The 23,651-nt window shown below is 39.2% G+C and carries 21 protein-coding genes; 16 read left to right on the plus strand and 5 right to left on the minus strand.

All coding sequences use genetic code 11. The annotated features are described in order from the left end of the window. Nucleotides 1-35 precede the first annotated feature (35 nt). The gene (locus IEE83_RS20400; protein WP_194122350.1) at nt 36-602 is read right to left on the minus strand and encodes a 2'-5' RNA ligase family protein; all 567 of its coding nucleotides are present in this window, start codon (nt 600-602) and stop codon (nt 36-38) included. Between the two features lie 162 nt (nt 603-764). On the opposite strand from IEE83_RS20400, the gene IEE83_RS20405 reads away from it, so the two are divergent. Genes IEE83_RS20405 through IEE83_RS20415 form a run of 3 tightly spaced genes read left to right on the plus strand, consistent with a single transcriptional unit; the run spans nt 765 to nt 4,549 of the window. After that, nucleotides 765-1,466: a hypothetical protein gene (locus IEE83_RS20405; RefSeq protein WP_194122351.1), complete on the plus strand. Its 702-nt coding sequence runs from the start codon at nt 765-767 to the stop codon at nt 1,464-1,466. Nucleotides 1,467-1,486: 20 nt separating this feature from the next. Continuing rightward, the gene (locus tag IEE83_RS20410; RefSeq protein ID WP_194122352.1) at nt 1,487-2,209 is read left to right on the plus strand and encodes a hypothetical protein; all 723 of its coding nucleotides are present in this window, start codon (nt 1,487-1,489) and stop codon (nt 2,207-2,209) included. Nucleotides 2,210-2,221: 12 nt separating this feature from the next. Then, nucleotides 2,222-4,549 (plus strand): CehA/McbA family metallohydrolase, encoded by a 2,328-nt coding sequence (locus IEE83_RS20415; RefSeq protein WP_194122353.1) that lies wholly within the window; start codon nt 2,222-2,224, stop codon nt 4,547-4,549. 51 nt (nt 4,550-4,600) lie between these two features. On the opposite strand, the gene IEE83_RS20420 is transcribed toward IEE83_RS20415, so the two are convergent. Together IEE83_RS20420 and IEE83_RS20425 are read right to left on the minus strand one after the other, a co-directional pair. Continuing rightward, on the minus strand, nt 4,601-4,915 hold the full coding sequence (locus tag IEE83_RS20420) for a hypothetical protein (protein ID WP_194122354.1): 315 nt from the start codon (nt 4,913-4,915) through the stop codon (nt 4,601-4,603). A gap of 196 nt (nt 4,916-5,111) precedes the next feature. Further along, entirely contained in the window at nt 5,112-9,185 is a 4,074-nt protein-coding gene (locus tag IEE83_RS20425) for a hybrid sensor histidine kinase/response regulator (RefSeq protein WP_194122355.1), read from the minus strand. A gap of 750 nt (nt 9,186-9,935) precedes the next feature. Between IEE83_RS20425 and IEE83_RS20430 the strand changes: the two genes are divergently transcribed. The 5 genes from IEE83_RS20430 to IEE83_RS20450 all read left to right on the plus strand — a co-directional run bounded on the left by IEE83_RS20430 (nt 9,936) and on the right by IEE83_RS20450 (nt 15,226). Continuing rightward, the gene (locus tag IEE83_RS20430) at nt 9,936-10,535 is read left to right on the plus strand and encodes an isochorismatase family protein (protein WP_228101898.1); all 600 of its coding nucleotides are present in this window, start codon (nt 9,936-9,938) and stop codon (nt 10,533-10,535) included. Nucleotides 10,536-10,686: 151 nt separating this feature from the next. Continuing rightward, nucleotides 10,687-12,105 carry a Gfo/Idh/MocA family protein gene (locus IEE83_RS20435; protein ID WP_194122356.1) on the plus strand — a complete coding sequence of 473 codons (1,419 nt, stop codon included), beginning with the start codon at nt 10,687-10,689 and terminating at the stop codon, nt 12,103-12,105. Between the two features lie 45 nt (nt 12,106-12,150). Next, entirely contained in the window at nt 12,151-12,897 is a 747-nt protein-coding gene (locus IEE83_RS20440; protein ID WP_194122357.1) for a glucosamine-6-phosphate deaminase, read from the plus strand. A gap of 63 nt (nt 12,898-12,960) precedes the next feature. Continuing rightward, nucleotides 12,961-13,467 carry a hypothetical protein gene (locus IEE83_RS20445; RefSeq protein WP_194122359.1) on the plus strand — a complete coding sequence of 169 codons (507 nt, stop codon included), beginning with the start codon at nt 12,961-12,963 and terminating at the stop codon, nt 13,465-13,467. Between the two features lie 316 nt (nt 13,468-13,783). Further along, on the plus strand, nt 13,784-15,226 hold the full coding sequence (locus IEE83_RS20450) for a M20/M25/M40 family metallo-hydrolase (RefSeq protein WP_194122361.1): 1,443 nt from the start codon (nt 13,784-13,786) through the stop codon (nt 15,224-15,226). A 37-nt stretch (nt 15,227-15,263) separates the two neighbouring features. On the opposite strand, the gene IEE83_RS20455 is transcribed toward IEE83_RS20450, so the two are convergent. Further along, nucleotides 15,264-16,241 (minus strand): DUF3078 domain-containing protein, encoded by a 978-nt coding sequence (locus tag IEE83_RS20455; RefSeq protein WP_194122362.1) that lies wholly within the window; start codon nt 16,239-16,241, stop codon nt 15,264-15,266. A 259-nt stretch (nt 16,242-16,500) separates the two neighbouring features. Here IEE83_RS20455 and IEE83_RS20460 point away from each other — a divergent pair, with 259 nt between their 5' ends. From IEE83_RS20460 to IEE83_RS20485, 6 genes are all read left to right on the plus strand, one after another. Beyond that, on the plus strand, nt 16,501-17,334 hold the full coding sequence (locus tag IEE83_RS20460; RefSeq protein ID WP_194122364.1) for an ABC transporter ATP-binding protein: 834 nt from the start codon (nt 16,501-16,503) through the stop codon (nt 17,332-17,334). A gap of 105 nt (nt 17,335-17,439) precedes the next feature. After that, a complete protein-coding gene (locus IEE83_RS20465; protein ID WP_194122365.1) occupies nt 17,440-18,228 on the plus strand; it encodes a hypothetical protein in 789 nt (262 codons plus the stop codon). Between the two features lie 11 nt (nt 18,229-18,239). After that, a complete protein-coding gene (locus tag IEE83_RS20470; RefSeq protein WP_194122367.1) occupies nt 18,240-18,620 on the plus strand; it encodes a GntR family transcriptional regulator in 381 nt (126 codons plus the stop codon). Between the two features lie 12 nt (nt 18,621-18,632). Continuing rightward, nucleotides 18,633-19,307 carry a DUF2807 domain-containing protein gene (locus IEE83_RS20475; protein WP_194122368.1) on the plus strand — a complete coding sequence of 225 codons (675 nt, stop codon included), beginning with the start codon at nt 18,633-18,635 and terminating at the stop codon, nt 19,305-19,307. 154 nt (nt 19,308-19,461) lie between these two features. Continuing rightward, nucleotides 19,462-19,713, plus strand: coding sequence for a type II toxin-antitoxin system Phd/YefM family antitoxin (locus tag IEE83_RS20480; RefSeq protein ID WP_194122369.1), 252 nt, complete (start codon nt 19,462-19,464; stop codon nt 19,711-19,713). Continuing rightward, entirely contained in the window at nt 19,710-19,982 is a 273-nt protein-coding gene (locus tag IEE83_RS20485; RefSeq protein ID WP_194122370.1) for a Txe/YoeB family addiction module toxin, read from the plus strand. Before IEE83_RS20480 ends, IEE83_RS20485 begins: the two co-directional genes overlap by 4 nt. Before the next feature lie 161 nt (nt 19,983-20,143). On the opposite strand, the gene IEE83_RS20490 is transcribed toward IEE83_RS20485, so the two are convergent. After that, nucleotides 20,144-20,473 (minus strand): hypothetical protein, encoded by a 330-nt coding sequence (locus IEE83_RS20490; protein ID WP_194122371.1) that lies wholly within the window; start codon nt 20,471-20,473, stop codon nt 20,144-20,146. A 315-nt stretch (nt 20,474-20,788) separates the two neighbouring features. On the opposite strand from IEE83_RS20490, the gene IEE83_RS20495 reads away from it, so the two are divergent. Both IEE83_RS20495 and IEE83_RS20500 read left to right on the plus strand, forming a co-directional pair. Continuing rightward, a complete protein-coding gene (locus tag IEE83_RS20495; RefSeq protein ID WP_228101899.1) occupies nt 20,789-21,679 on the plus strand; it encodes a carbohydrate-binding family 9-like protein in 891 nt (296 codons plus the stop codon). Between the two features lie 60 nt (nt 21,680-21,739). Then, a complete protein-coding gene (locus IEE83_RS20500) occupies nt 21,740-23,590 on the plus strand; it encodes a hypothetical protein (RefSeq protein WP_194122372.1) in 1,851 nt (616 codons plus the stop codon). Nucleotides 23,591-23,651 lie beyond the last annotated feature (61 nt).

The raw sequence follows: 23,651 nt of genomic DNA on the forward strand, positions 1-23,651 counted from the left end.
CTCCCCGAAAATCCCAGGAGACCAATAAGTTGACCCTAATTATTTTGAAAAAATTTTAATGGAAAAGTACGGATGATGTTCCACTTCTTACCGTCATGTTGTAACAAGTGAAAATCATTGACTTCGAATATTTTGAGAAATTCCCTGGCCTGAAACTCCCGCCACGCTTCCTGAAATAAATTTACTTTCAAATCCCGGTATGCAATCGTTAAGTGCGGGTGAAAATCTAATTCGAGATCCATTATCGCCACCCCGGGAAATGCATTTTCAAATTCAGATAAAATCTGTTTTTGCAATGTCGCTAGCGAAGCATTTTTCTCGGGTTTTATAAAAATTACAGGTTTGTTTTTATTGTGAAAAGCTCCGTAATCTTTCAATTCCAAATTGAATGCGGATTGATTAATTTGGAGATTTTCAAACCATTCCAAAACAATAATATGCGCCGCCATGGGAAATTTGAACGGAGCTTTTAAAGTGATATGCGGCATCACTTTAAGCGAAGCCCTGCTATCAAAACGAGCCGCAATATCTTCTTGTATTTCGATAATCTCTTTGCTGATTTCTTCCGGCGGCGTAATTGCCAGAAAATACAAATTTTCCATATTTTAAATGCGCTACTTACTTATCATAAAATCTGCACCAGGTTTTAAATAAATTAATCCTGACTTGCTTAGTGAATTCAAATATTATTTACCTCTTAAATAATTGTAATTAACGTTGATTTTTTGTTAATTAATGAAAATTTCTTTCCTGAGAAACCGGTAATGAAAAGCTGTTTACTAACAATACTTTTCCTGCATTGTGCTGCATTTACTTTTGCGCAGAACACGCCAAAGGTATATAGGGCAAAAAACGGTTCCAATATCTCAAAAAACATTCCTTATCAGGAACAATACCAGTTCGACCAATTTAAACCTGGGAAGGTTTATTTCCGAAATGGCCGTATTGCAAATGCCTTGCTTAATTACAATCTGTTTTACGGAGAAATAGAATTTATTGGTCCACAAAAAGATACGCTATTACTGACTGACCAAAATTTTATGGATAGCATAGCCGTTGGCTCAGAAATCTTTTATTTTTTACCAAAACAAGGACATGTTCAGGAAATAAAAAATTATGGCAAAATAAGGCTTGGAGAAAAACTGGTATTGACCGTTCTGGATAACGAAAGAGAATCCGCTTTCAATCACTATTCTGCTACTTCTGCGATTTCCAATTACAAGACATTTAGTAATCAAAACGGATATCAGTGGATGAAACCTACTGATAAAGTCGTTTTCAAAAGAAAATCTGATTATTTTTTTATCGATAAAAACCAACGATTTTATATTCCTACCAAGGCAATTCTGCTGAAATTATATCGGGATAATAACAAAGAAATTATCACCTATATAAAAGAAGAAAACATCGACTTTTCCAAACAACCGGACTTAATGAAGATACTTGATTTTTGCAGTTCCCTTTAACTTTTTAGCTTAACAAAAATATGAATTTGTTAAAAAATTTAATAAAAACTTGCGGAGTCGCTGCTTTTATTTTTTTCCCTCTTTCCAAAATTTTTGCTCAGCCAACCAAAGTACTCAGGGTGAAAAACGGACAGGATGCCACTAAATTTATTCCGGCAAAAGACAGGTTTGAATATCCCGATTTCCAGTTTGGCCGCTTAAATTATACCAATGGAAATTATGCGGTAAGCAAGCTGAATTACTGCTATCTTTTGGGTGAAGTAATGTTTATAAATGCCAAGGGAGATACGCTGGCCATTGCCGACAACAACCAAGTCGGCTATGCTGATATTGGCAATAGCCGTTTTTATCCTTTTCCTGAAAATGGTTTTGTGGAAGTTATTGAAGATTGCGGCTTGATGCTTCTAACAAAAAAGGTTCAGTATCAAAGAGATGGGATTGAGAAAAAAGGAGCTTATCAAAATAGCAGCGAAATAGGATCTGTTTACAATGCATCGACTTTTACAGATATAAATGGAAGAACGACAATTCTGCCGGCCAGCAATACAATTTTATTAAAACCAGCGACTACCTATCTTTTGATGGATATCAATCACCGGTTTAGCAAGGCTAACAAAACCAGTCTGTTGAAGATATTTTCAAAAAATAAAAACGTCATTGAAAAATATCTTGACAAACAAAATATTGATTACAACAATGAGGAAGATTTAAAAAAAGCGGTGCGGTTTTGCAGCGAATTATAGTATAATCCTGATATGAAGAAAAAACTCCTTTTGCTGTTCATTTATCTTCTGACACCATTTTTGCTTTCCGCCCAGCATGAACATCATCAAACTTCATCCGGCATAAATCAAACTGTTGAACCGCAACCTTTGCTTGCTCAGGCTCTTCGGCTAAGTGAGGCACTCAATTTTTCAGGAAATGCATTGTCTGCTCCGGACCTTAAACGTTTGAAAGCTTTAAATAACAATTCTACCGGCCCGGAATCTGTCAGAGCGATTCAGGAAATTCTGGATCCGTATTGTCTGAATATCATCGGTATCAATCCGGAAGGCCGCGTTAAGGTTGACCGCGGATTAGCAAAAGCAGTGTTAATACAAGGCGGCTGGACAAGCTTTTTAGTCAAAATAAATAATGACGCCGGCATAACTGCCAAACTGGAAGCCGAGAGCCCGAACGCAGCTAAACCTTACCATTCACCATCTTTTGAACCAAATGTTAAAAAGGAAAATGTGGTGACTCCAGGCCAGGTTGCAAATCGTTTTGCTGAAATTCAGATGTATACCAATCGTCCTTTACAACCAAATCTGAGTGGTTTAAAACTGGAATATGCGGTTGTTCAGATTTATTCGAAAGATGCAGGTTCGCGGGAAATTGAAATAGGATATAGTATCGGGCACGGTTCACAAGATATTGGTTATAGAAATACTACACCCATTTTGTTTAAGGTTAAACCTTCGGTCAAAGTGAAATTTCATGTCAGGGATGATGACGGATCACCTGTAATGGCCTCGTTTTTAATCACGGATTCGCAGGAGCATGCAGGTGGAAAATTCACCGGAATATATCCGCTCCCATCCAGACGTGTAGCTTCCACAGACAAATATCCTGATTTTTTCTTTCAGCCTCAGATATACCGAAGCGATGGAGAAGACGTGCAGCTGCCGCCGGGAAAATATTCGATAACTTTTACCAGAGGCCCCGAATATATAAAGGAAACCAGACAGGTGATCATTCCCGAAAATGTGAAAGAGTTGGATCTGTCTTTTCAGCTCAAACGATGGATAAAAATGTCGAAACTTGGCTGGTTCAGCGCCGACCATCATATTCATGCCGCCGGATGCAGTCATTATGATAGTCCCACCGAAGGTGTAGATCCAAAAGATATGTGGCGGCAGGTACTTGGTGAAGATCTTAATATGGCCGCCAACCTTGCCTGGGGACCAAGCTGGTATCATCAAAAAACATTTTTTACAGGTAAGGATGAGCCCTATTCCAACAAGAAAAATATTATGCGAAATGATGTGGAGGTTTCAGGTTTTCCATCTTCACATGCCGGTCATATTGTCCTTTTAAGAATTAAGGAAGATGATTATCCGGGAACAACACTGATTGAGCAATGGCCAAGCTGGACCGCCCCGGTACTTTCCTGGGCCAAAAATCAGGGTGGCGTGGTCGGTTACGCGCATTCGGGCTGGGGACTGGAACCTCAGGAAATGGTAACGAAATTGCCAAATTATGTAATCCCAAAAATGGATGGTATCGGAGCTAATGAATACGTTGTTACCGTTACGAATAACCTGGTTGATTTTTACAGTTTGGGTGATACGCCAGCGCCCTGGGAGCTGAACATGTATTACCACACGCTAAATTGTGGGTTTAAAATAAGACTAAGCGGCGAAACAGATTTTCCATGTATCACGGATGCACGTGTTGGTCAGGCAAGAAGTTATTTCAAAACTGACGGTGTGCTTAGTTACGATCAATATGCAGAAGCGCTGAAAAAAGGGAAAAGTTACGTTTCCGACGGAAAATCACACATTATGGATTTTGCCGTTAATGGGCAGCAAGCGGGTAGTAATGAAAGTGAATTGTCATTTTCCGGAAAACAAACCGTAAAAATTACAGCCAAAGTCGCTGCTTATGTTCCTTTGGAACAGGATGAAACGGGAAAGAAAACCGCCGCTACACCGATATACAAAATGCCTTACTGGGATATTGAAAGGGCTCGAATCGGACAGTCAAGAAAAGTGAAGGTGGAATTGATTGTGAATGGGGAAGCCGTGGATGCCAAGGAAATTCCTGCGAATGGCGATATTAATGATGTTGAGTTTTCATTACCTATACAAAAGTCCAGCTGGGTAGCTACGCGTATTTATCCAAGTTCACATTCAAATCCGGTTTTCATTTATATTGACAAAAAGCCGGTTTTAGAAAAGAAAAGTGCAGAATGGTGTTTAGCTGCTTTAAAGCAATGCTGGAAAATGAAGGAACCGAATATTCGTAAGGAAGAAAAAAAAGATGCGGAAGCAGCCTATGATGCCGCCGCAAAAGTTTATCAAGATATGATTAATGAAAAATAAAAGCATAAAAAAGCCTGCTTTTCGGCAGGCTCTCTTTGCTTATCGTTTGAACTACTTATCGTCTTTAATTTTCTTTTCAGCTTTTTTTACGCCTTTTTTAGTAGCATCATAGCCTTTTTCAGCGGTTTCTCCTACTGCGTCAGCACCTTTTTTAACACCTTTTTTCGTAGCATCGTAACCTTTTTCAGCGGTTTCACCTACTGCATTAGCCCCTTTTTTAACACCGTTCCCTACTGCTTTCGCATCCTTTTTTACTTCTGTTTTTGTTTTATCTGCTGCTCTTCCAACCTTCGTTTTAGTTGAATCCTGAGCATATGCCATAGTTGAAGCGGCAACCATGGCCATAAAAATCAATATCTTTTTCATAATAAGTTTGTTAATAAAATGATTACTCTTGATAAATCTAATTCTGCCAAATCAGATAAATAATCATACCACATTCAATAATTGCTCAGAATGAATTTTTTGATCTCAAAACGGGAAATTGACCACAACAGAATGTCACCGGTTTCCACAGAAAGACACACAAACAATTATGAAGAAAAAAGCGCAAACCATCAGATCAGGAAGCCAGCGTAGCTTGTGATTGAGCTGCCCATTTTTCAAGCATCAGCATTAGCTCGTCCAGGTTTACCGGTTTGCTGATGTAATCATCCATTCCGGATCTCATACACATTTCTCTGTCTTCCGGCAAAGCATTGGCTGTCATTGCAATGATGAATGGCTGAACAGGATATCGTTTTTTTATGAGCTGTGTTGCTTCCAGGCCATCCATCAGCGGCATTTGAATATCCATCAGAATGACATCAAATTTTTTCTGGGTAGCCATTTTCAGGGCTTCAAATCCATCGGTGGCTAAATCCGCAGTATATCCGAGTTTTTTGAGGATATTCATAATGACGATCTGGTTGATCTTGTTATCCTCGGCAACAAGAATATTCAAAGGATATTTGATTGAAAAATCAGATCTTAATTTTTTCTTTGGAATATCCGGCTCCTGAACTTGGTTGATTGCAGCTTTTTTAAACTTGCTTAATTCTGTAAAAATATGTCTTGACAGCACGTGCTGTTTCACTGGTTTTGTCAAAATCGAACAAAAAAGTCCCGGGTTGTGCTTTTGTATTTCATTCCCTTTTGAACTTAAAAGCATGACCGGTAAAATCGGATAACGTTCTTTGATCAACGAAGCGAGTTGTATACCATCCATCAACGGCATTTCCATATCTGTAATTACCAGACTGAAATTTATCTTTTGTTCCAATATCTCCAATGCCTGCTTGCCCGAACTGGCGACATATGGGATCAATTTCCAATCTTCCAGCTGGCCTTTCAAAATTTCCCAGTTTGTTTCGTTGTCGTCCACAATCAGGATTTTACTATTTTCCAGGCCATCCATGTTATAGGTAACATAGGTCTGAAGGGATTGTCTGCTTCTTTTGGTTTTTATTGAAAAATGAAAAGTACTTCCTTCTCCAACCACGCTTTTCACAGAAATGGATCCACCCATCAGCGCAACCAGTTTTTCACAGATCACAAGTCCAAGACCTGTTCCTCCATACCGGCGCGTGGTTGATGAGTCAACCTGTGAAAAAGATTTAAACAGACGATCCATTTTGTCTTCTGCTATACCAATTCCGGTGTCTTTGACATCAAAACCCAATTCCACAGAATCGTCATCGAAGATATTAATCACACTGACTCTTAAAAAAATTTCTCCCTCCCTGGTAAATTTTATCGCGTTGTTTACCAGATTGATCAGGATCTGCCGCAGTCTCAGGCTGTCTCCTATAATTTGGGAAGGCACATCAGGATCGATCTGGTATATCAGGTCGAGATGCATCTCGGCGGCTTTTGGCGAAAACAAATCCATGACCTCTTCAATGCAGGTTCGAAGGCTGAAATCTCCTTCTTCCAGCTCCATATTCCCCGACTCGATTTTTGAAAAATCAAGAATATCGTTGATAACCGTAAGCAGGTTTTCTCCGCAGGCCTGTATCGATTTTGTGAAATTTCGTTGCTCTTCATTTAAAGGAGTTTCCGCAAGCAGAGAAGCCAGGCCAAGTACGCCATTCATAGGAGTTCTAATTTCATGGCTCATCGTTGCCAGAAAAGAACTTTTTGCCCGACTGGCCATTTCCGCTTTTTGTACCGCTTTTCTTTCTTCTTCAATCGAATGTTCGAGCTGGATTGTACGCTCTTTAATCTGGCGTTCCAGTGTTTTTTGTCTTTTTAAAATGCGGTAAGTCCTGACCCGGTAAAAGGCAATTGCCAGTCCGATAAATAGCAGAATACTTGCGGCTTTAAACCACCATGTAAGCCAGAAAGGCGGTTCAATAATAATTTTCAGAGACGTACCTTTGTTATTCCAGACACCGTCGTTATTTGATGCACGTACCCGAAAAACATAAGTACCCGGATCCAGATTGGTGTAAGTGGCCGTCCGTTTTGTACCCACATAATTCCAATCCGTATCAAAACCTTCAAGTTTATAGGCATATTGATTTTTCCTGGCCAAAGTATAATTGAGCGCTGCAAATTCCAGTGTAAAGACTGAATGTTTATGCGACAGCGTGATAACTTTGGTTTCGCTAATGTGTTTTGGAAGGATGTCGTTGCTATCTCCGGGAATTATTTCCTTGTTAAAAATCAACAGATCCGTAATATATACGGGCGGAACAAACTTGTTGTCTCTCAACTGTTCCGGATAAAAACTGCTAAAGCCATTTACCCCACCGAAAAACATTTGCCCGTCGGAAGTTTGAAAACGTGAGTTATATCTGAATTCATTTCCCTGCAGACCGTCAGAAATATCATAATTCCTGAATTTTTCTTTTTGCAGATTGAAACAGGAAATTCCTTTATTCGTGCTTAACCACAGATTATTTTTTCTGTCTTTCAAAATAGCAAATACCACATTACTTGCCAATCCATCCTTTTCTGTATAAGATTTAAAAGTTTGCTTTTTTCTATCAAAATAATTCAGGCCACCACCCCTTGTACCGATCCATAAATCACCATTTGCAACTTCAAAAATTGTCTGGACCTTATTGTTTGATAAGCTGAACTTGTCATTTGCCTTGTGCTGATATCTTTTGAAATGTTTCCGATCCGCATCCAGATAATTCAAACCCGTTTGCGTTCCTACCCAGATTCCTCCTTTTCTATCCTGAAAAACGGTGGTAACAATGTCACCGCTCAAACTTTTGTCATCCGCAGGATCATTCCGGTAATGTGTGAATTTCTTGTTGGCAATATCGTAGAAATCCAGTCCGCCTTTCCATGTGCCTATCCATAGATTTCCGCTCGCATCCCGAAGCAAATTGTTCACATCCAAAATTGACAAACTATTTGGATTACCCGGAATCGGCACGTGGTGTATGAAGATACCGGTTTTGGTATTATACAGGTCGAAACCTCCGTTGTGATAACCTAATCCCAGCACATCTTTGGAAACCTGAATAACGGATATCACATAATCTGTACTAATAGAATTTTTACTATTTGTGTGCCGGAAGTGTTTAAAGGAATTGGTGTTTCGATCCAGCAAATCCAGACCGCCGCCATCTGTACCAAGCCAGATTTTATTTCCGCTGCTATCCACACAAATGGATAAGACATTATTATTGCTCAGACTGTTTTTATTCGTTACGATCTGCCTGTAACTGAAAAATTTGTCTTCATATTTTGATATAAAATTGACACCGCCGGCATAAGTACCGATCCAGATATTTTCTGCATCGTCGCGATAAATGCAGTAGACGGAATTGTTGCTTAGTGTTGTATAATCAGCAGCATCATATTGGTAGGTGACAAATTTATTCCTGAAAATATCATACACGCTGATTCCACCATTTTCAGTACCAATCCACATTTTTCCATCGTTCGCTTCCATGAGGGAAAGAATATCATTGTGGGCAATACTGTTTTTTGTTTTGTCGTGCAGGAATGTTCTGAAAGTATCGTTGTTCTCGTTATACAGCGACAAACCGCCACCACGCGTACCCACCCAGATATCACCTTTCAGGTCTTTACACAAAGCCATGATCCAGTCAGAAACCAGTCCGTTTTTTGGATCAGAGTTCTTAAAATATCCCCTGGAAATTCCTGATTCCGGATTAAACCTGAAAAGACCGTGCTCTGTTCCCAGCCAAAGGCTTCCGTCATTATCTTCAATGACCTGCGTTACAAACGCGCTCCCGCCGCTTTTTAATTTTTGCTCGCCCAGATGCCAGGTTTTAAAAACGCCGGTAGCAGCGTTGAATAAAAATAATCCCTGGCTGGTCCCAAGCCAGATTCTGCCCTTGCTATCCTGAAAAATATCGTTGATGTCATAACTGGCATCTCCGTTTCTGTAATGAACAAAAATGTTTTTCTCACGGTCATATCTGTCAAGACCACCTGATGTTGCGACCCATAAATTGCCTGCTTTATCTTCCAGAAGATCCTGAATATAACTGTCCGTTATACTGTTTTTATTATTAGCATCATGTTTGAAATGGGTAAATTTGAAGCCGTCAAATTTGTTGAGGCCATCTTCGCTGCCAAGCCACATAAACCCTTTTTTGTCTTTCAGTATTGTGCTGATATGGCTTTGTGAAAGTCCCTGATTTGTTGTTAAACGCCGGAACCTGGGCATTGGGGCTTGGGAAAAACAAGGTTTATTGATGACAAAAAACCCAATAATTGCTAGGAGGAGAAGTTGTTTCATGAATAATCAAATAGTCACTATTTATAACGTTGAGTCGTGATCAGTAAATTGAAAATTTAATAATTCTCAATTTAAAAAGTTTTATCAATCCAGGTTATACTACAAGAATTTTTGAAAGAAAATACGGCAATTAAATAACTCCTGGACTAATTTTTCTATTTGATGTCAGGTTGGCAAGATTTAACTTTTCAGCTGAAATACCTAATTGTGAATAGAATTAATTTTACAAATTAAGCATTTTATTTGCACAATTTATCCTACGATATAAATATGTTGGATCAAATATTATCATTAATAATAATTTGTATTTCTGGTTGTTATTTAAAATTCATCATCACCAGGTAGTCAGAAATAGATTAATCGAAAGACATTAAATTCTACAAGCAGTTTTTTTCTGATTACATCGGCACGAATATACGTTCAAGCTAAATGGGCATTTTATAACATAGCTTCACAGATACCTAAAATTGAAACATCATCGATAAAAACCTTATTTCCCCGCAATAACGAATGTTAAATTATTGCTTCATCATAATAAATGGCATAAAAATGGTAGAAAAATAAGGAATTAGATGAGAGCCAATTTTTGAAATATTGTTGAAAAAATTGGCTGCAACAGGAAAATGGTAAATCATCATTATCAACATTATCGGCCTCAGCCATTTAAAGCAAAAAATTATGATTACGGAAATTGATAAAAATACCGCTCTGGTTTTGATAGACCTTCAGAAAGGAATTGCAAAAGATACTGTGCATCCCGTAAAAGATGTTTTGGCAAAAGCTGCCATTCTTGCAAATGCATTCCGGCTCGCGGGATTGCCCGTGGTAATTGTGCATGTTAATCCTGTTGGTGCGGACTGGGCAAAGGCAAGGGTTGAAAAGCCTTCGGCTCCACAAAACACAGTGCTGCAAACCATAGCAAAAGTGGCGATGCCAATTACCGGATTCACCGATATTGTCCCGGAAATTATAATTAAACCAAGTGATATTCTGATTGAGAAAAAGACATGGAATGCCTTCTTTAATACGTCCTTGCATGAGCAGCTTCAAAAACTGAAAGTTACCGGAATCGTTCTTGGCGGCATTTCCACCAGTGTCGGTGTGGAAGGAACGGCCAGAGCCGCCAGTGAACTTGGATATAATATCAGTTTTGCAAGTGACGCAACTTCCGATAAAATCCTTGAAGCTTACAACCACAGTATGACCAACATTTTCCCACGAATTGGTGAAATCGGAACTACGCAGGATATTATCAGTCACCTCCCGGTCGGAAAATAAGTTCTTTTTATCCGTTCGATGGCAGAAAAGCCATCGAACGGGTTGTCTTGTCCAGATTTTCAAGTAATTTGATGGTTAATACTAGTACTTCGCTCTTGCTTTTAAAGTACTCATGTATAATCAACTAAACCCACTTTTAACGATTTGAAAAATGGACAAGCGCAAATTTTTAAAACTTACAGGATTAGGAAGTTTCGGTTTTGTTGGCGCAGCTTTGAAGCCGGACTATGCTTTGGACAAAAAAGGATCTGTTGATTCAAAAATCCATGAATCGTCATCCCAACCGCACAAGCAGAAATTTAACATGAGTGGGTACGCTGCTCCAAAAATCAATACTGTCCGAATTGGATACATCGGACTTGGTAACAGAGGCGGCGGTGCTATCCAGCGTATTGTCTTTTTGGAAAATGTGGAAGTTAAGGCCCTTTGTGATATTCGTCCTGAAAAAGTCAATGATGCAAAAAAGAAATTTGAAGGAACCGGGCATAATCCAACCGTTTATTCAGGAAGTGAAGATGCCTGGAAAAAAGTTTGTGAGCGTGATGATATTGACCTGATATACATTTGCACGCCCTGGAACCTTCATGCCAGTATGGCGATTTATGCAATGGAACATGGAAAACATGTAGCCTGCGAAATCCCGATTGCGATTTCGGTGGATGAATGCTGGAAACTGGTTGAAACTTCCGAGCGAACAAAAAAGCACTGTATGATGCTTGAAAACTGCTGTTACGATTTTTTTGAATTACTCACTTTGAATATGGCCCGTCAGGGATTTTTTGGCGAAATTGTCCATGTGGAAGGTGCCTATATTCATGATATTTACAATTCCTTTTTTGACAAATCTGCACGTTACAATTTATGGCGTTTACGGGAAAATGAGCGAAATGGCAATCTTTATCCTACACACGGACTTGGACCTGTCGCTCAGGTTCTGGATATAAACCGCGGTGATAAAATGAATTATCTGGTTTCCATGGCCAGCAACGATTTTATGATTGCAGACCGTGCGCACAAACTGGCAAAAGAAGATCCTGATTTTAAGGAATTTGCAGGAAAATCTTTTCGCGGCAACATGAATACGACAACCATTCGAACACAAAAAGGAAAGACGATCATGATCCAGCATGATGTAAGTTCTCCCAGACCTTATTCCCGTATTCATCTGATCAGCGGAACCAAAGGTGCGGCCCAAAAATATCCGCTTCCCGGACGCATTTCACAAGGACATGAATGGTTTTCGGAAGAAGAATATAAAGCGCTTGAAAAAAAATATGAGCCCGAAATTGTCAAAAGAATCGGTGAACTTGCTCAGAAAGTTGGCGGACATGGAGGCATGGATTTTCTAATGGACTGGCGCCTGATCGACTGCCTGAGAAATGGCCTTGCGCTGGATCAGGATGTATATGATGCTGCTTCATGGAGTGTCATTTCGCCGCTTACGGAATGGTCTGTGGCCAACCGCTCCGCTCCGATTGACATACCGGATTTCACTTCGGGATCATGGAAAACAAACAAACCGGTTGATATTTCTCTGACCACCGGCGGCAATACAAAAGTAAAATCCTGAAAAAATAATATGCATCTTTGATATTTAAAACGCTTTAAATAATTTATGAAAATCGTCGTTTCTGAAACAAATACCGAACTTGGATATAAAGCCGGAAAACATGCTGCGGAACTGATCCGTGAAGCAATTGCTGAAAAAGGATTTTCCAACGTCATTTTAGCAACCGGCACAAGTCAGTTTGAGACGCTGAATCAATTGATCAGAGAAGAAGAAATTGACTGGTCGAAAGTTACGATGTTTCATCTGGATGAATATATTGGAATGCAAATTTCACATCCGGCAAGTTTCAGAAAATATCTCAAAGAACGCTTTCTTGCCAATGTACCGGCGTTAAAAGATTATTTTCTTATCAATGGAGAAGATGATGCAGAAGCAGAAACCATAAGACTTGATGAGCTCATTCTTGCTCACCCGATCGATGTAGCGCTTGTTGGCGTCGGAGAAAACGGCCATCTTGCCTTCAATGATCCTCCGGCCGATTTTGACACAGAAAAACCTTATCTGATTGTAAATCTTGATGAGCCTTGCCGCAAACAGCAAATGAATGAGGGCTGGTTTGCCACATTGGAAGATGTTCCCCAGCAGGCAATCAGCATGTCTGTCCAACAAATCATGAAATCGAAACATATTATTTGCTCGGTTCCTGATCAAAGAAAGGCAGTTGCAGTGAAAAACAGTCTTGAAAATGAGATTAGTAATTTGTTCCCGGCCAGCATTTTACAGACTCATCCGGATTGTGTTTTTTATCTTGATAAGGCATCGGCAAGTTTGCTTTCCACAGCAGAAATTTAATGTTGCTTTCCTGATAAAAATTCCGGTTCTTAGTATTATTGTAACTTTTATAATATTACGGGAATGAAAAATATTACTTCCAAAATCTGTTTAGCAGTCACAATACTGGCCGCTGTTTTTATATCAAATGGATGTAAAAAGGATGTTTCTCCGCAAGAGCCCGCCGGAACCACTATCGCTGAGCTCGGAAAATTATTTAATGAAAGAGGATATGAAACCGTGCTCATCCAGCCAATGGCAGATACATTATCCATAATATGGACCCCATCGTGGGACAAGCCTGTAACGGAAACTAAAAATGATACCGTAGAAAATGTCCGGATTCCAATGATTCCGCAGTTGAAAAATATAAAGACCGGAAAAATTGTGTCTGACGCCCATTTCCTTGGATTTGCCAGATACATCAAAGCAAAAATAGCAAAAACAACAACCTTCTATCTTGCAGTATATACCACAAACAGCGAGGTGACGGTGGTCAATCCGGATACTTTTTCGGGTATGATGACATTAAAAAATCTCGAAACCGGTAGCAGTACCGTTTATAAATATTTAAACGGCAAACAGATTTAAATATTAATTTACCGCGAAGCGTATAGTGAGTAAAGTTATAAAAATTATATTTCTGTATTTTATTAAAATGTAGTTTTTCATTCCAAAAATTCCATCAGTGCCTCCTCAAATTTTTGGTATTGACAAATTTAAAATCGGAGCATAAAAACTTTTGGACGTAAATAAAACAAAACATAAGAATCTGATTATCAATAACTACAAAAAATATCAATAAATTTACATTAGTATTTTAGACCGTTTAAGCCAAAAAACATTAGGTGATTTAAAATAAAAATATCAACTTAAGGATAAATCAACTATCTCTTTGCTCGTCATCATGAAGAAAGTTCTCCTGCTCCTTGGTATTGCTATTTTATTATTTGTTGCCTTCATCCTTTTCAACACATTCACATTCAAAAGCAAGCAGCTTTCTGCCCCAGAAAAACCAGCTTTTGCTGCTTCCGACTCTTCGGTTTCCAGGTTGCAGCAAGCCATCACTTATCAGACCGTTTCGTTCGAAGATTCAAGCAAACTGGACAGCAATGCATTTCTTGGTTTTCATGCGTTTTTGATGAAATCTTTCCCTAGGATTTTTAAAACGGTGACGGTTGAAAAAGTCCATAAATACAGTCTTTTGTTACATTGGAAAGGAAAATCATCTGCCGGGAGCCCGTTGGTTATGATGGCGCATCAGGATGTGGTGCCGATTGAAGAAGCGACGATTCAAAAATGGGATGCAGCACCATTTGCAGGGGCATTAAAAAATGGTTTTGTTTATGGAAGAGGCACCATTGATGATAAGGGAAGTCTGATGGCACTTCTGGAAGGTGTGGAAGCACTGATGCGGGAAGGATTTGTACCTGAAAATGACATTTACATCTCGATGGGCCACGATGAAGAAGTTGGCGGAAAAGGTGCCAAGGCCATTGCCGAACTTTTTAAAGCAAGAAATATTAAGCCCGGGGTTGTTGTGGATGAAGGCGGGATTATTACTAAAAATAAAATACCGGGATTAAGCAAACCTGTTGCCATTGTCGGTATTGCAGAAAAAGGTTATGTAACACTTGATTTACAAATAAATATTCCGGGCGGACACTCTTCCATGCCCGAAAAAGAAACTGCTATTGATGAGATGGCAAAAGCTGTTGTAAAATTAAAAGAAAATCCATTCCCCGAGGAAATGGGATATGTTCTCAATTCTTTTCTTGATTACGTTGGTCCGGAAATGTCCTTTATAAGCAAAATGGCTATGGCCAACAGAACTATTTTTAAGCCGCTGATTTTCAATGCTTATAAAGGTACCGCCGCTGGAAATGCTATGATCAGAACGACTACCGCAACAACTATTTTCAAAGCCGGAATAAAGGATAATGTGGTTCCGGGTCAGGCGAATGCAACGGTTAATTTCCGTACACAGCCAGGTACAACGCGTGAAGATGTGATTGCATACGTGAAAAAAGTAATCGGAAATGACAAAGTGGAGATCACCGCCAGGCCTGTTGGCACAAATCCGAAACAGGTTGCTGACGTAAACGATAAAAGTTTTACCCACATGCAGAATACAATAAATGGTTGGGATAGCAAACTGATCGTAACACCATATCTGGTTTTAGGCGCTACTGACAGTAAATCTTTCAGCGAGCTGACCCAGCAGATTTTCAGGTTCATCCCATTCACCGATCCCGAAGGTTTTCATGGTGTAAATGAGCGGATTAATGCCGAGGATTATAAAAAAGGGATAGGCTTTTATTATCAGTATCTGAAATATTACAAGTTTTAATCCCGGCAAATTCCCAGGAATTGTAAAAATTTGTTCTTCAAAACGAATATAGAAAGCCGATGTTTAATCCCTGCGCCAACTGAATGTTGGCGCTTTGGTCTTCATTATAAACCAGAATTGCGCTTAAATTAACATTCATATATTTATTGAGTTTTGCTGTCACCGAAGCATCAAGGCGACTGTCTATTTGGGATGGATCAATAAGGCTGGAATATAGCTGATAGCGAAATTTCAAATTCATCTGTTTCGTAATATCCTTGTTGAAATTGGCCACGATCTGCATAAGAGCCAGTTCGTAATGAATACGTTTGCCGATGGCAACACCATAATTATTCTGGTCTGGCGTGTTCACATACAAATTTTTATCCCAAACAATGGTTTGCCGGAATGCTCCAGGCGCAAGATCCAGGAAAAAATAATCCGCCGGCTTATATTCCATTCCTATCGATTGCGTGAAATATGCCGGTGCTGCAAATCTGGAAACTTTCCTTTTGATCATGACAGAATCCGCATTCAAGGAATAATCAAATCCGCCCGCAAACTGTGACTGGAAATTGATATTGGCAAACAAGGCACATTTTGAACTTACATCCCTGTTATATTTTGTATCGAAAAAAATCCGGTCCATATTTTTCCGGCTTCCCTGTCCCTCATTTTTGGCAAAACCATACTGGGTTTGAAGATCGTTCCGCCATGAATTTTTCCCTTTTTTCTTTTCAAAAAGCGCGTTAAACAAGACACCAATCCCGATCGAACTTACCCCTCCGCCCGTCCATTGCGGACTGAAACTTCCCTGATTAAAATTGGCTCCCACCTCCATTTTATGCCAGCTTGTATCTTTTTCAACTTTTAACCTTGCGGCATTCAAGCTGTTAGACAAATCAATCAGTTTGTTAAAATCATAAGGCGCCTGCCCCAGAGCTGTATGACAACCTATGGAGAAAAGGCCAAAAATGGTTAAAAAGGAAATATTCTTTTTATTAAAATTTAAAAATAACGTTGACAAAAAATTCATTTCGAAAGGGTAACCGGAAAAACTAAAATGATGATGATTTAATCCAAAAACGCACCTGGACACACCCTATGGCTTCTTTTTCCACAAAAGTACTTTGGTTAATAACTCATCCAAATCATTTTTATTCTTGGCCAAAAGAAATTTTTGTTGAACAATTAAATTTTTTAACAAAAAATAACGCCACGCTTATTGCTTTTACAAAATCAAGCCATTACCTTCGCTAGTGTATTACTTATCTATAACACTAAAATACTAAACCATGATTCAACTTGACCACGTAACTTTTGGATACAGTAAGCAAAAAAACATATTTACTGACCTGTCATTAAAACTCCACCCAGGACATATTTACGGTTTACTCGGGAAAAACGGGGCGGGAAAATCCAGTTTGTTGCGTAATATGGCGGGGCTGCTTTTTCCATGTGAAGGCACCATCGAAGTTTTGGGACGAGAACCCAGAAGACGGGAACCGGCATTTTTGCAGGACATTTTTTTCCTCCCTGAAGAAATTTATCTCCCATCGGTAACAATTGAAAAATACGTTGACACGCTTTCTCCATTTTATCCAAAATTTGACAAAAACCAGTTTCTGGGTTATATCGCGGAATTTGATATTCCGGAAGGGAATAAACTGACCGGAATGTCTTATGGACAGAAGAAAAAAGTGCTGATCGCTTTTGCACTTGCCACAAATACAAAAGTTTTGATCATGGATGAACCCACTAACGGACTTGATATACCTTCAAAAAGTCAGTTTAGAAAAGTGGTTACAAGTGTTCTGGATTCCGAAAGACTTATTCTGATATCCACACATCAGGTAAGGGATCTGGATAATCTGATTGACTCCATTATCATAATCGAGGATAGTAAGATTTTGATACAACACAGTCTGGATGTGGTTGCCGAACGGCTTTGTTTTGGAACACTTCCCAATGTAGAATATGATCAAAGAGTCATTTACTCGGTACCTTCACTAAGAGGTTATAATGCTGTTTTTGAAAATTCAGAGCAAAGAGAAAGCCGTGTGGACCTTGAACAATTGTTCAATGCAGTCATAGAAAATCCGGCCAGGATCCAATCTATTTTTAACTGAGATTATGAAAATATTATTCGTTTTTCTGATAACCGTACTGCTTATACTAATCAGGTATACATTTCCAATTCCTCTTCCAGAACAATTAATCTCAAACTTTACCCTATGAACCAGACATTTGACTTTCACCGTTTTGGCTTAATGCTTAAACTGGATTTGGCTGAAAAAGGAAGGAACAACTTGGCCATGGCCAGCCTGCTTGTTGTGGTGCTTTTGTTTTTTATGCTTCCTATCACAACTTCCAATACCTTTAAAGGTTTTTATGAAGCCCTTCATCACATTGCACTTTTCATGATTTTACTTTTAGGGAGCAGCCTTTATACAAGCAGCGTATTTACGCCCTATGCCTCGCAGTCAACCGGAATGGCTTCGCTTATGATACCCGCTTCAACACTAGAAAAATTTCTAAGTACATTGCTCCTGAATTTACTTTTCATTGTTCCTTTTTTATTCCTTTTTTTTGAATTGCATCTTTCAACCGTAAATTATGCAAATAGCAAAATATCTGCCGACGGCTATAAATATCATCCTTTATCTTCTGATGTAATTCAATATACATGCTACTCGTATGCATTGATACAGGGTTCGATTTTTTTGGGTTCCATTTATTTCTCAAAAGCATCTTATATCAAATCGGCAGCCTGTGCCATTGCAATTTTTGTAATTATTGCCGCTGTTCAAATAAACATGGCAAACACCATGACAGGCAGTTTCGAGAAAGTAAACACCTTTCCTTTCACTGGATGGAAAATGTGGAATTTTGGTAAAAACTTCAAATTTTACGAGGTCAACTATCCTGAAAACTTTCAAATATTAGTCAATATTTTTCCGGTATTGATATTACTAAGCCTTTGGTTTATTACTTATCTGCGTCTGAAAGAGAAAGAAATTTAACAATTCAACACATGGAATTTAAAGATAAACAATCCATTTACCTCCAGATTGCGGACTATATCTGTGAACAGATACTGCTCGGGAAATGGCCGGCCGGACAGCGTATTCCGTCCGTGAGAGATCTCGCCGGTATCATGGAGGTGAATCCGAATACTGTAATGCGTGCCTATGAATTTCTGCAAAATAAAGAAATCATATTTACGAAAAGAGGCATTGGATATTCAGCAGAGGAAATGGCAAATGAGCGGATACTTGCTTACCGGAAAGAGAGATTTCTGGAAACTGAACTGCCTGATTTTTTCAGGACACTCTATATGCTAAACATCAATATGGATGAAGTTGCGGAACGTTATACCAAATTTATTTCGGAGACCTATCCTGTCACCAACTAACTTTTACTAATCATGAAAAAAAGTAATATTTTAATTATTGGGCTGCTGGCAATCACGCTTCTTTTTGTTGTCGGTTCCAATCTGGTACTCAAAGCTGAATTTGAGAAAATCGATCAGAGTGATCCGTTTTACGGATACAAAAGAGAAACGCTTAAACCTTTCAGCTTTGTAAAAATTGCAGGTAAACAAATTGGCGTAACACAAATTCAGTCAGGGGCGGATTTTAAAATCTTTTATAATGCTGAAAGAAAAATGCTGGATTGGAAAATAAACGGAGACACATTGGAATTGAGGCATATAGCAGAATCAGATGAGTATGCCAACAGTTATTACGACTTCGATTCAAAACCAATCATTTACGTAACCACGCCACAATTGTCGGGAATTGATGTGGCTAAAACTGTGAATATTGTAAAAGGTTTCCAAATCAAAAGTCTGGATATAAATCAGAATGGCAATTCCACCTTGCTTACCGACAATACTATCGACAATCTATCGGCCAAACTTATAGCCGGCGGATATCTCGTGATCAATGCAAAAAATAAAATCGGGACTTCGCATATTCAGGTAAAAGACAGTAGTCAACTGAGTACTGAAAAAGATGTTTTTAAGTCATTTCAGGTTGGCGTGGATAGTCTGGCGAAAATTAAATTGCCTGGGAGTTTGTATAGAAAGGTTAATTTATAACCTTATATCTGATTTACTTATGTTATCAGAGCAGCTAACAAAAGTGGTTTAACTTCTATTAGCTGCTTTGATAATTTCCTGCCAGCCGTCCTAGAAATCATGAACTTTCTACTGGTTTTTTGTGTACCAGTATAGTACATAAATGTGGCTTGATATGCTTGTAATTAGTTCGAGAGAATTCAGAGATAACCAAAAGAAATACATGGATCTCGTTGATAAAAACGAACAGGTTATCATTCAAAGAGGTAAGGAAAAAGCTTATATCCTGACTCCTGTCGGTGAAAAGGATAAATATTTCATGGATCCGGAAACCGCTGCTGATATTCAGGAAGGAATAAACCAGTATCGCGCAGGCAAGACAACAAAAATTGACAAAGCCGACTTCGACAAATTACTCGGCTTATGAGTTTTTCTATTGAGTTTACCCCCAGGGCCCTGGAAGGGATTGAAAAACTCAAAAAGTCTGGTAATAAGCCGCTACTCAATAAATTGCGGAAACTTCTTGATGAACTTTTAGAACATCCGTACACTGGTACCGGACAGCCGGAACAGCTCAAACATCAATTTGCAGGATTCTGGTCACGAAGAATAAATCAGGAACACAGAATAGTTTATGCGGTTGACGAGAAAAATGTAATTGTTACGGTAGTTTCAGCCAAAGGCCACTATAAATAATAAGCATTACTTACCAGTAAATGCTTTCCGATAAGCATTTACTAGTTTCAGATAGTTTTTTCAAACTCAGCATTTCAAAAAATACAAATAAATATCCCCGGCAGACGTCAGGGATATTTAGGACACTACTATCCACAAAATATAATTTGAATACTCAAAAACTATTCAAATTCCAGTTTTACTTTTTCATTTAATTTCATAATTCGCGTTGCCAGCGCAACACATTCCTGAGGTGACATCTGGTCAATCGTATTGGTCACGGCGTTTGCAACAACTTTACCATCCTGATCAAATTTCGGACCTTTTTCCTTGATTTGTTCGGTAATATTTTCCCACTCCGGGCCTAAGGCATCAGAAAAATATTTTGGTGGAATGATGTTGAAATAACCAGCCTGCGACTTTAAGGATTGTTTCAAATGACTAGCATTCGTTGTCAGACCGGCTACGAGCTTCGAAAGCTCGATATGCACGAAGATATTAGACTTATTCATTATTTATAACGTGAGGGTAATTGTATACGTAAAGTTACTTGAAAAACTTCAAATACCTAAATCTGGGTAAAAATAAACTAAAATTCGGTACTTTTATTCAACTAATTGTAAAATTAATTCTAACAACTAATTTTACGCCTCATCTCGCTCAAGAATTTGCTTCACAGTGCCTGCAAAGCAATTATTTCTCAATTATAAATCTTAAACCTTTTAATATAACATATAGTATAAGCCGGGTAAAAGTTGAAATTCAATTCTTGATTTTGGTTTGATGGCGGTATATTGCCTGCCTTAAATCACTCTTTTTTACTGATCTTGAAAAATTTTAATTTACTCACCGAAAAAAACAGGTTTCAATTTTTTAACCATATTAACTTCCAAATAGCGTCCATTCTGGCACTTTCCGGAAGTTTTGCTGTTCAAGGTACTTCTTACGCACAAGCGGCAAATCCACCGAAAACATATGTTTGCTACCAGATCAGTCAAGACATTGTCGTTGATGGGAAAATGGATGAAAAGTCTTGGAAAGATGCTGAATGGACTTCTTCATTCGTAGATATCGAAGGAGAGAAAAAACCCTTGCCCCTTCAAAACACCCGGGCCAAAATGCTTTGGGATGATAAATATCTTTACATAGCCGCCGTAATGGACGAAGAGCATATCTGGGCTTATCAAAACAAAAAGGATCAGATCGTTTATCTGGAAAATGATTTTGAAGTTTTTATTGATCCAGATAACGACACCGACAATTATTACGAACTTGAAATAAACGCGCTGAATAACTCCTTTGATCTTTTTTTGCCAAGACCTTACAGAAAAGGTGGCCAGCCGCAACTTACCTGGGATATTAAAAATTTACGATCTGCGGTATCCATAGAAGGCACAATTAATGACGGAACGGATAGGGATAAACGCTGGACGTTAGAGATTGCAATTCCATTTGAATCACTAAGTACTGAGCGTATTACATTTGTGAAACCTGATCCGGAAAAAATCTGGCGGATTAATTTTTCCCGCGTCAACTGGCAACATCAGATAGATGAAAACGGGAAATACAGCCGGAAGAAAAATCCTGAGACCGGAAAAACACTACCGGAATATAACTGGGTCTGGTCTCCTCAGGGCGTTATCAATATGCATGTACCGGAGCATTGGGGATTTCTTCAGTTCAACACGCAAAAAGTTGGAAAAAGAAAACACAGATAGTCCAAATAAAACGCAAAGCTGTATTTATATGTACATCACAAATTCCTAAATATTAACAATTTGAAGTATTTATTCCCTACCCTGCTGTTAATTGTTTCCACCCATTTTTCAGTATATGCCCAAACCGGAAGCGCGCAGGAACCAGTCCGTTTTGTGGGCGGTCAAACGGTCGACCCAAGCCTTCATGAGGGACGTCTTCGCTATGCCATCGGAACAGAAAACCGGCAAACGATGCGCGCAAATCGTACACATCCCGAATATGCCGACGGACAAGGCTGGACTTATAATCATGCCTCCAATATTTGTTACTGGAACGGTACTTTTTTCCAACATTATTTGAGCAATCCGGTTGATGAACATGTAGCGCCGGGACAAACCCTGGTTTTGACTTCAAAAGACGGGAGAAACTGGAATAAACCGCAGGTTGTATTTCCACCATACCAGGCTCCTCCGGATGTTAAAATTCCTGACGGCTACAAAGGTTATATGATGCATCAGCGCATGGGTTTTTATGTTGCGCCAAACGGCCGTTTGCTTGTTTTAGGATTTTATGGACACACCGAAAACCCGTTTAGAAAAGGCGGTATAGGCAGAGTTGTCAGAGAAGTTTACAAAGACGGCACTTTTGGACCAATATATTTTATCCGCTACACAACCGACGCACCCTGGAATGAAAGCAACACCAGTTATCCGTTTTATAAAAAATCCACGGATACTGATTTTGTAGCATCCTGTGAAGCGCTGTTGAAAGATCAGCTTATGACATTTCAGTGGTACGAAGAAGATGGTGGTACTGATGGATTTCACAACAATAAAAAAGGAGCAAGCGCACTTTCCTATTATCACCGGAAAGACGGAAAAGTAGTTGCTCTGTGGAAAAAATCCATGACCGCAATTTCTTCCGATGAAGGAAAAACATTTTCTGAACCCGTAAAAGTACCGACATTTTTAATGTCAGGCGGCAAACAATGGGGCCAAAAAACCGAAGACGGCCGCTATGCAATCAGCTATAACCCGATTGAACAAACACAATACCGCTTCCCGTTGGTTGTGGTAACGGGTGAAGATGGAATTATTTATGACAACATGCTTCTCGTCCAGGGCGAATTGCCGCCGCGCCGTTTCAGTGGAAGATGGAAAGATTTCGGCCCCTGCTACATGCGTGGTATTGAAGAAGGAAATGGTAACCCGCCGGGTACGGATATGTGGCTGAGTTATAGTATGAATAAAGAAGATATCTGGATCGGACGCGTCCCTGTTCCTATAAAATATGCTGTAAAGGGAACGGTCAGTGATAATTTTGATCAGTTGGCAATCGGTGGAATTATTCCTGACTGGAATATTTACGCACCGGCGTGGGCAACTCCGTCTGTCATAAAAAGTCCGGAAAAAACAGGAAATGCGATTCAGCTTTTTGATAAAGATCCGTGTGATTACGCAAGAGCCATCCGGGTCTTTGAAGAAGGCAAAAATGTGAGTACTTCATTCAAAATTTATGCAGACCCGGCCAACACCGGAAGACTGGAAATTGACCTTACCGATCAGTTTGGAAATCGTCCTGTACGTATTTCTTTTGATGAAAAAGGAAATATCCTCGCAACCGACGGAAGCAAAGAAAAAATCCTTCAACCTTATCAAAAAGCCAAATGGTATACGCTGGAAATCCGTACGGAAGCCAATTTGACGGGACAATATTCCTTAGCTATCGATGGTAAAAAAGTGCTCGAAAAAGCCCAGCTCGCCGAAGCCGTCAAATCTATTGAAAGGCTGTCATTACGCACGGGCACTTACAGAAATTTACCAAATCGTCTGACACCTAATGAAACAAACGATCCGCCTTTAACCGGTGCGGATGAACCTGTTGATCCTACTATTTTTTACATTGATGATGTGGTGATAAAATCTTTGTAAATCACTCAGATACTATTTTCCATTGGCAGTCAGTTTTCTGTGGTTATTTCCAGGAAATCCG

The organism is Dyadobacter subterraneus (assembly GCF_015221875.1).
Lineage (GTDB): Bacteria > Bacteroidota > Bacteroidia > Cytophagales > Spirosomataceae > Dyadobacter > Dyadobacter subterraneus.

Coding starts and splice junctions, on each gene's coding strand:
- IEE83_RS20400 (WP_194122350.1), bottom strand. CDS start 602: ATGGAAAATTTGTATTTTCTGGCAATTACGCCGCCGGAAGAAATCAGC.
- IEE83_RS20405 (WP_194122351.1), top strand. CDS start 765: ATGAAAAGCTGTTTACTAACAATACTTTTCCTGCATTGTGCTGCATTT.
- IEE83_RS20410 (WP_194122352.1), top strand. CDS start 1,487: ATGAATTTGTTAAAAAATTTAATAAAAACTTGCGGAGTCGCTGCTTTT.
- IEE83_RS20415 (WP_194122353.1), top strand. CDS start 2,222: ATGAAGAAAAAACTCCTTTTGCTGTTCATTTATCTTCTGACACCATTT.
- IEE83_RS20420 (WP_194122354.1), bottom strand. CDS start 4,915: ATGAAAAAGATATTGATTTTTATGGCCATGGTTGCCGCTTCAACTATG.
- IEE83_RS20425 (WP_194122355.1), bottom strand. CDS start 9,185: ATGCCCAGGTTCCGGCGTTTAACAACAAATCAGGGACTTTCACAAAGC.
- IEE83_RS20430 (WP_228101898.1), top strand. CDS start 9,936: ATGATTACGGAAATTGATAAAAATACCGCTCTGGTTTTGATAGACCTT.
- IEE83_RS20435 (WP_194122356.1), top strand. CDS start 10,687: ATGGACAAGCGCAAATTTTTAAAACTTACAGGATTAGGAAGTTTCGGT.
- IEE83_RS20440 (WP_194122357.1), top strand. CDS start 12,151: ATGAAAATCGTCGTTTCTGAAACAAATACCGAACTTGGATATAAAGCC.
- IEE83_RS20445 (WP_194122359.1), top strand. CDS start 12,961: ATGAAAAATATTACTTCCAAAATCTGTTTAGCAGTCACAATACTGGCC.
- IEE83_RS20450 (WP_194122361.1), top strand. CDS start 13,784: ATGAAGAAAGTTCTCCTGCTCCTTGGTATTGCTATTTTATTATTTGTT.
- IEE83_RS20455 (WP_194122362.1), bottom strand. CDS start 16,241: ATGAATTTTTTGTCAACGTTATTTTTAAATTTTAATAAAAAGAATATT.
- IEE83_RS20460 (WP_194122364.1), top strand. CDS start 16,501: ATGATTCAACTTGACCACGTAACTTTTGGATACAGTAAGCAAAAAAAC.
- IEE83_RS20465 (WP_194122365.1), top strand. CDS start 17,440: ATGAACCAGACATTTGACTTTCACCGTTTTGGCTTAATGCTTAAACTG.
- IEE83_RS20470 (WP_194122367.1), top strand. CDS start 18,240: ATGGAATTTAAAGATAAACAATCCATTTACCTCCAGATTGCGGACTAT.
- IEE83_RS20475 (WP_194122368.1), top strand. CDS start 18,633: ATGAAAAAAAGTAATATTTTAATTATTGGGCTGCTGGCAATCACGCTT.
- IEE83_RS20480 (WP_194122369.1), top strand. CDS start 19,462: ATGCTTGTAATTAGTTCGAGAGAATTCAGAGATAACCAAAAGAAATAC.
- IEE83_RS20485 (WP_194122370.1), top strand. CDS start 19,710: ATGAGTTTTTCTATTGAGTTTACCCCCAGGGCCCTGGAAGGGATTGAA.
- IEE83_RS20490 (WP_194122371.1), bottom strand. CDS start 20,473: ATGAATAAGTCTAATATCTTCGTGCATATCGAGCTTTCGAAGCTCGTA.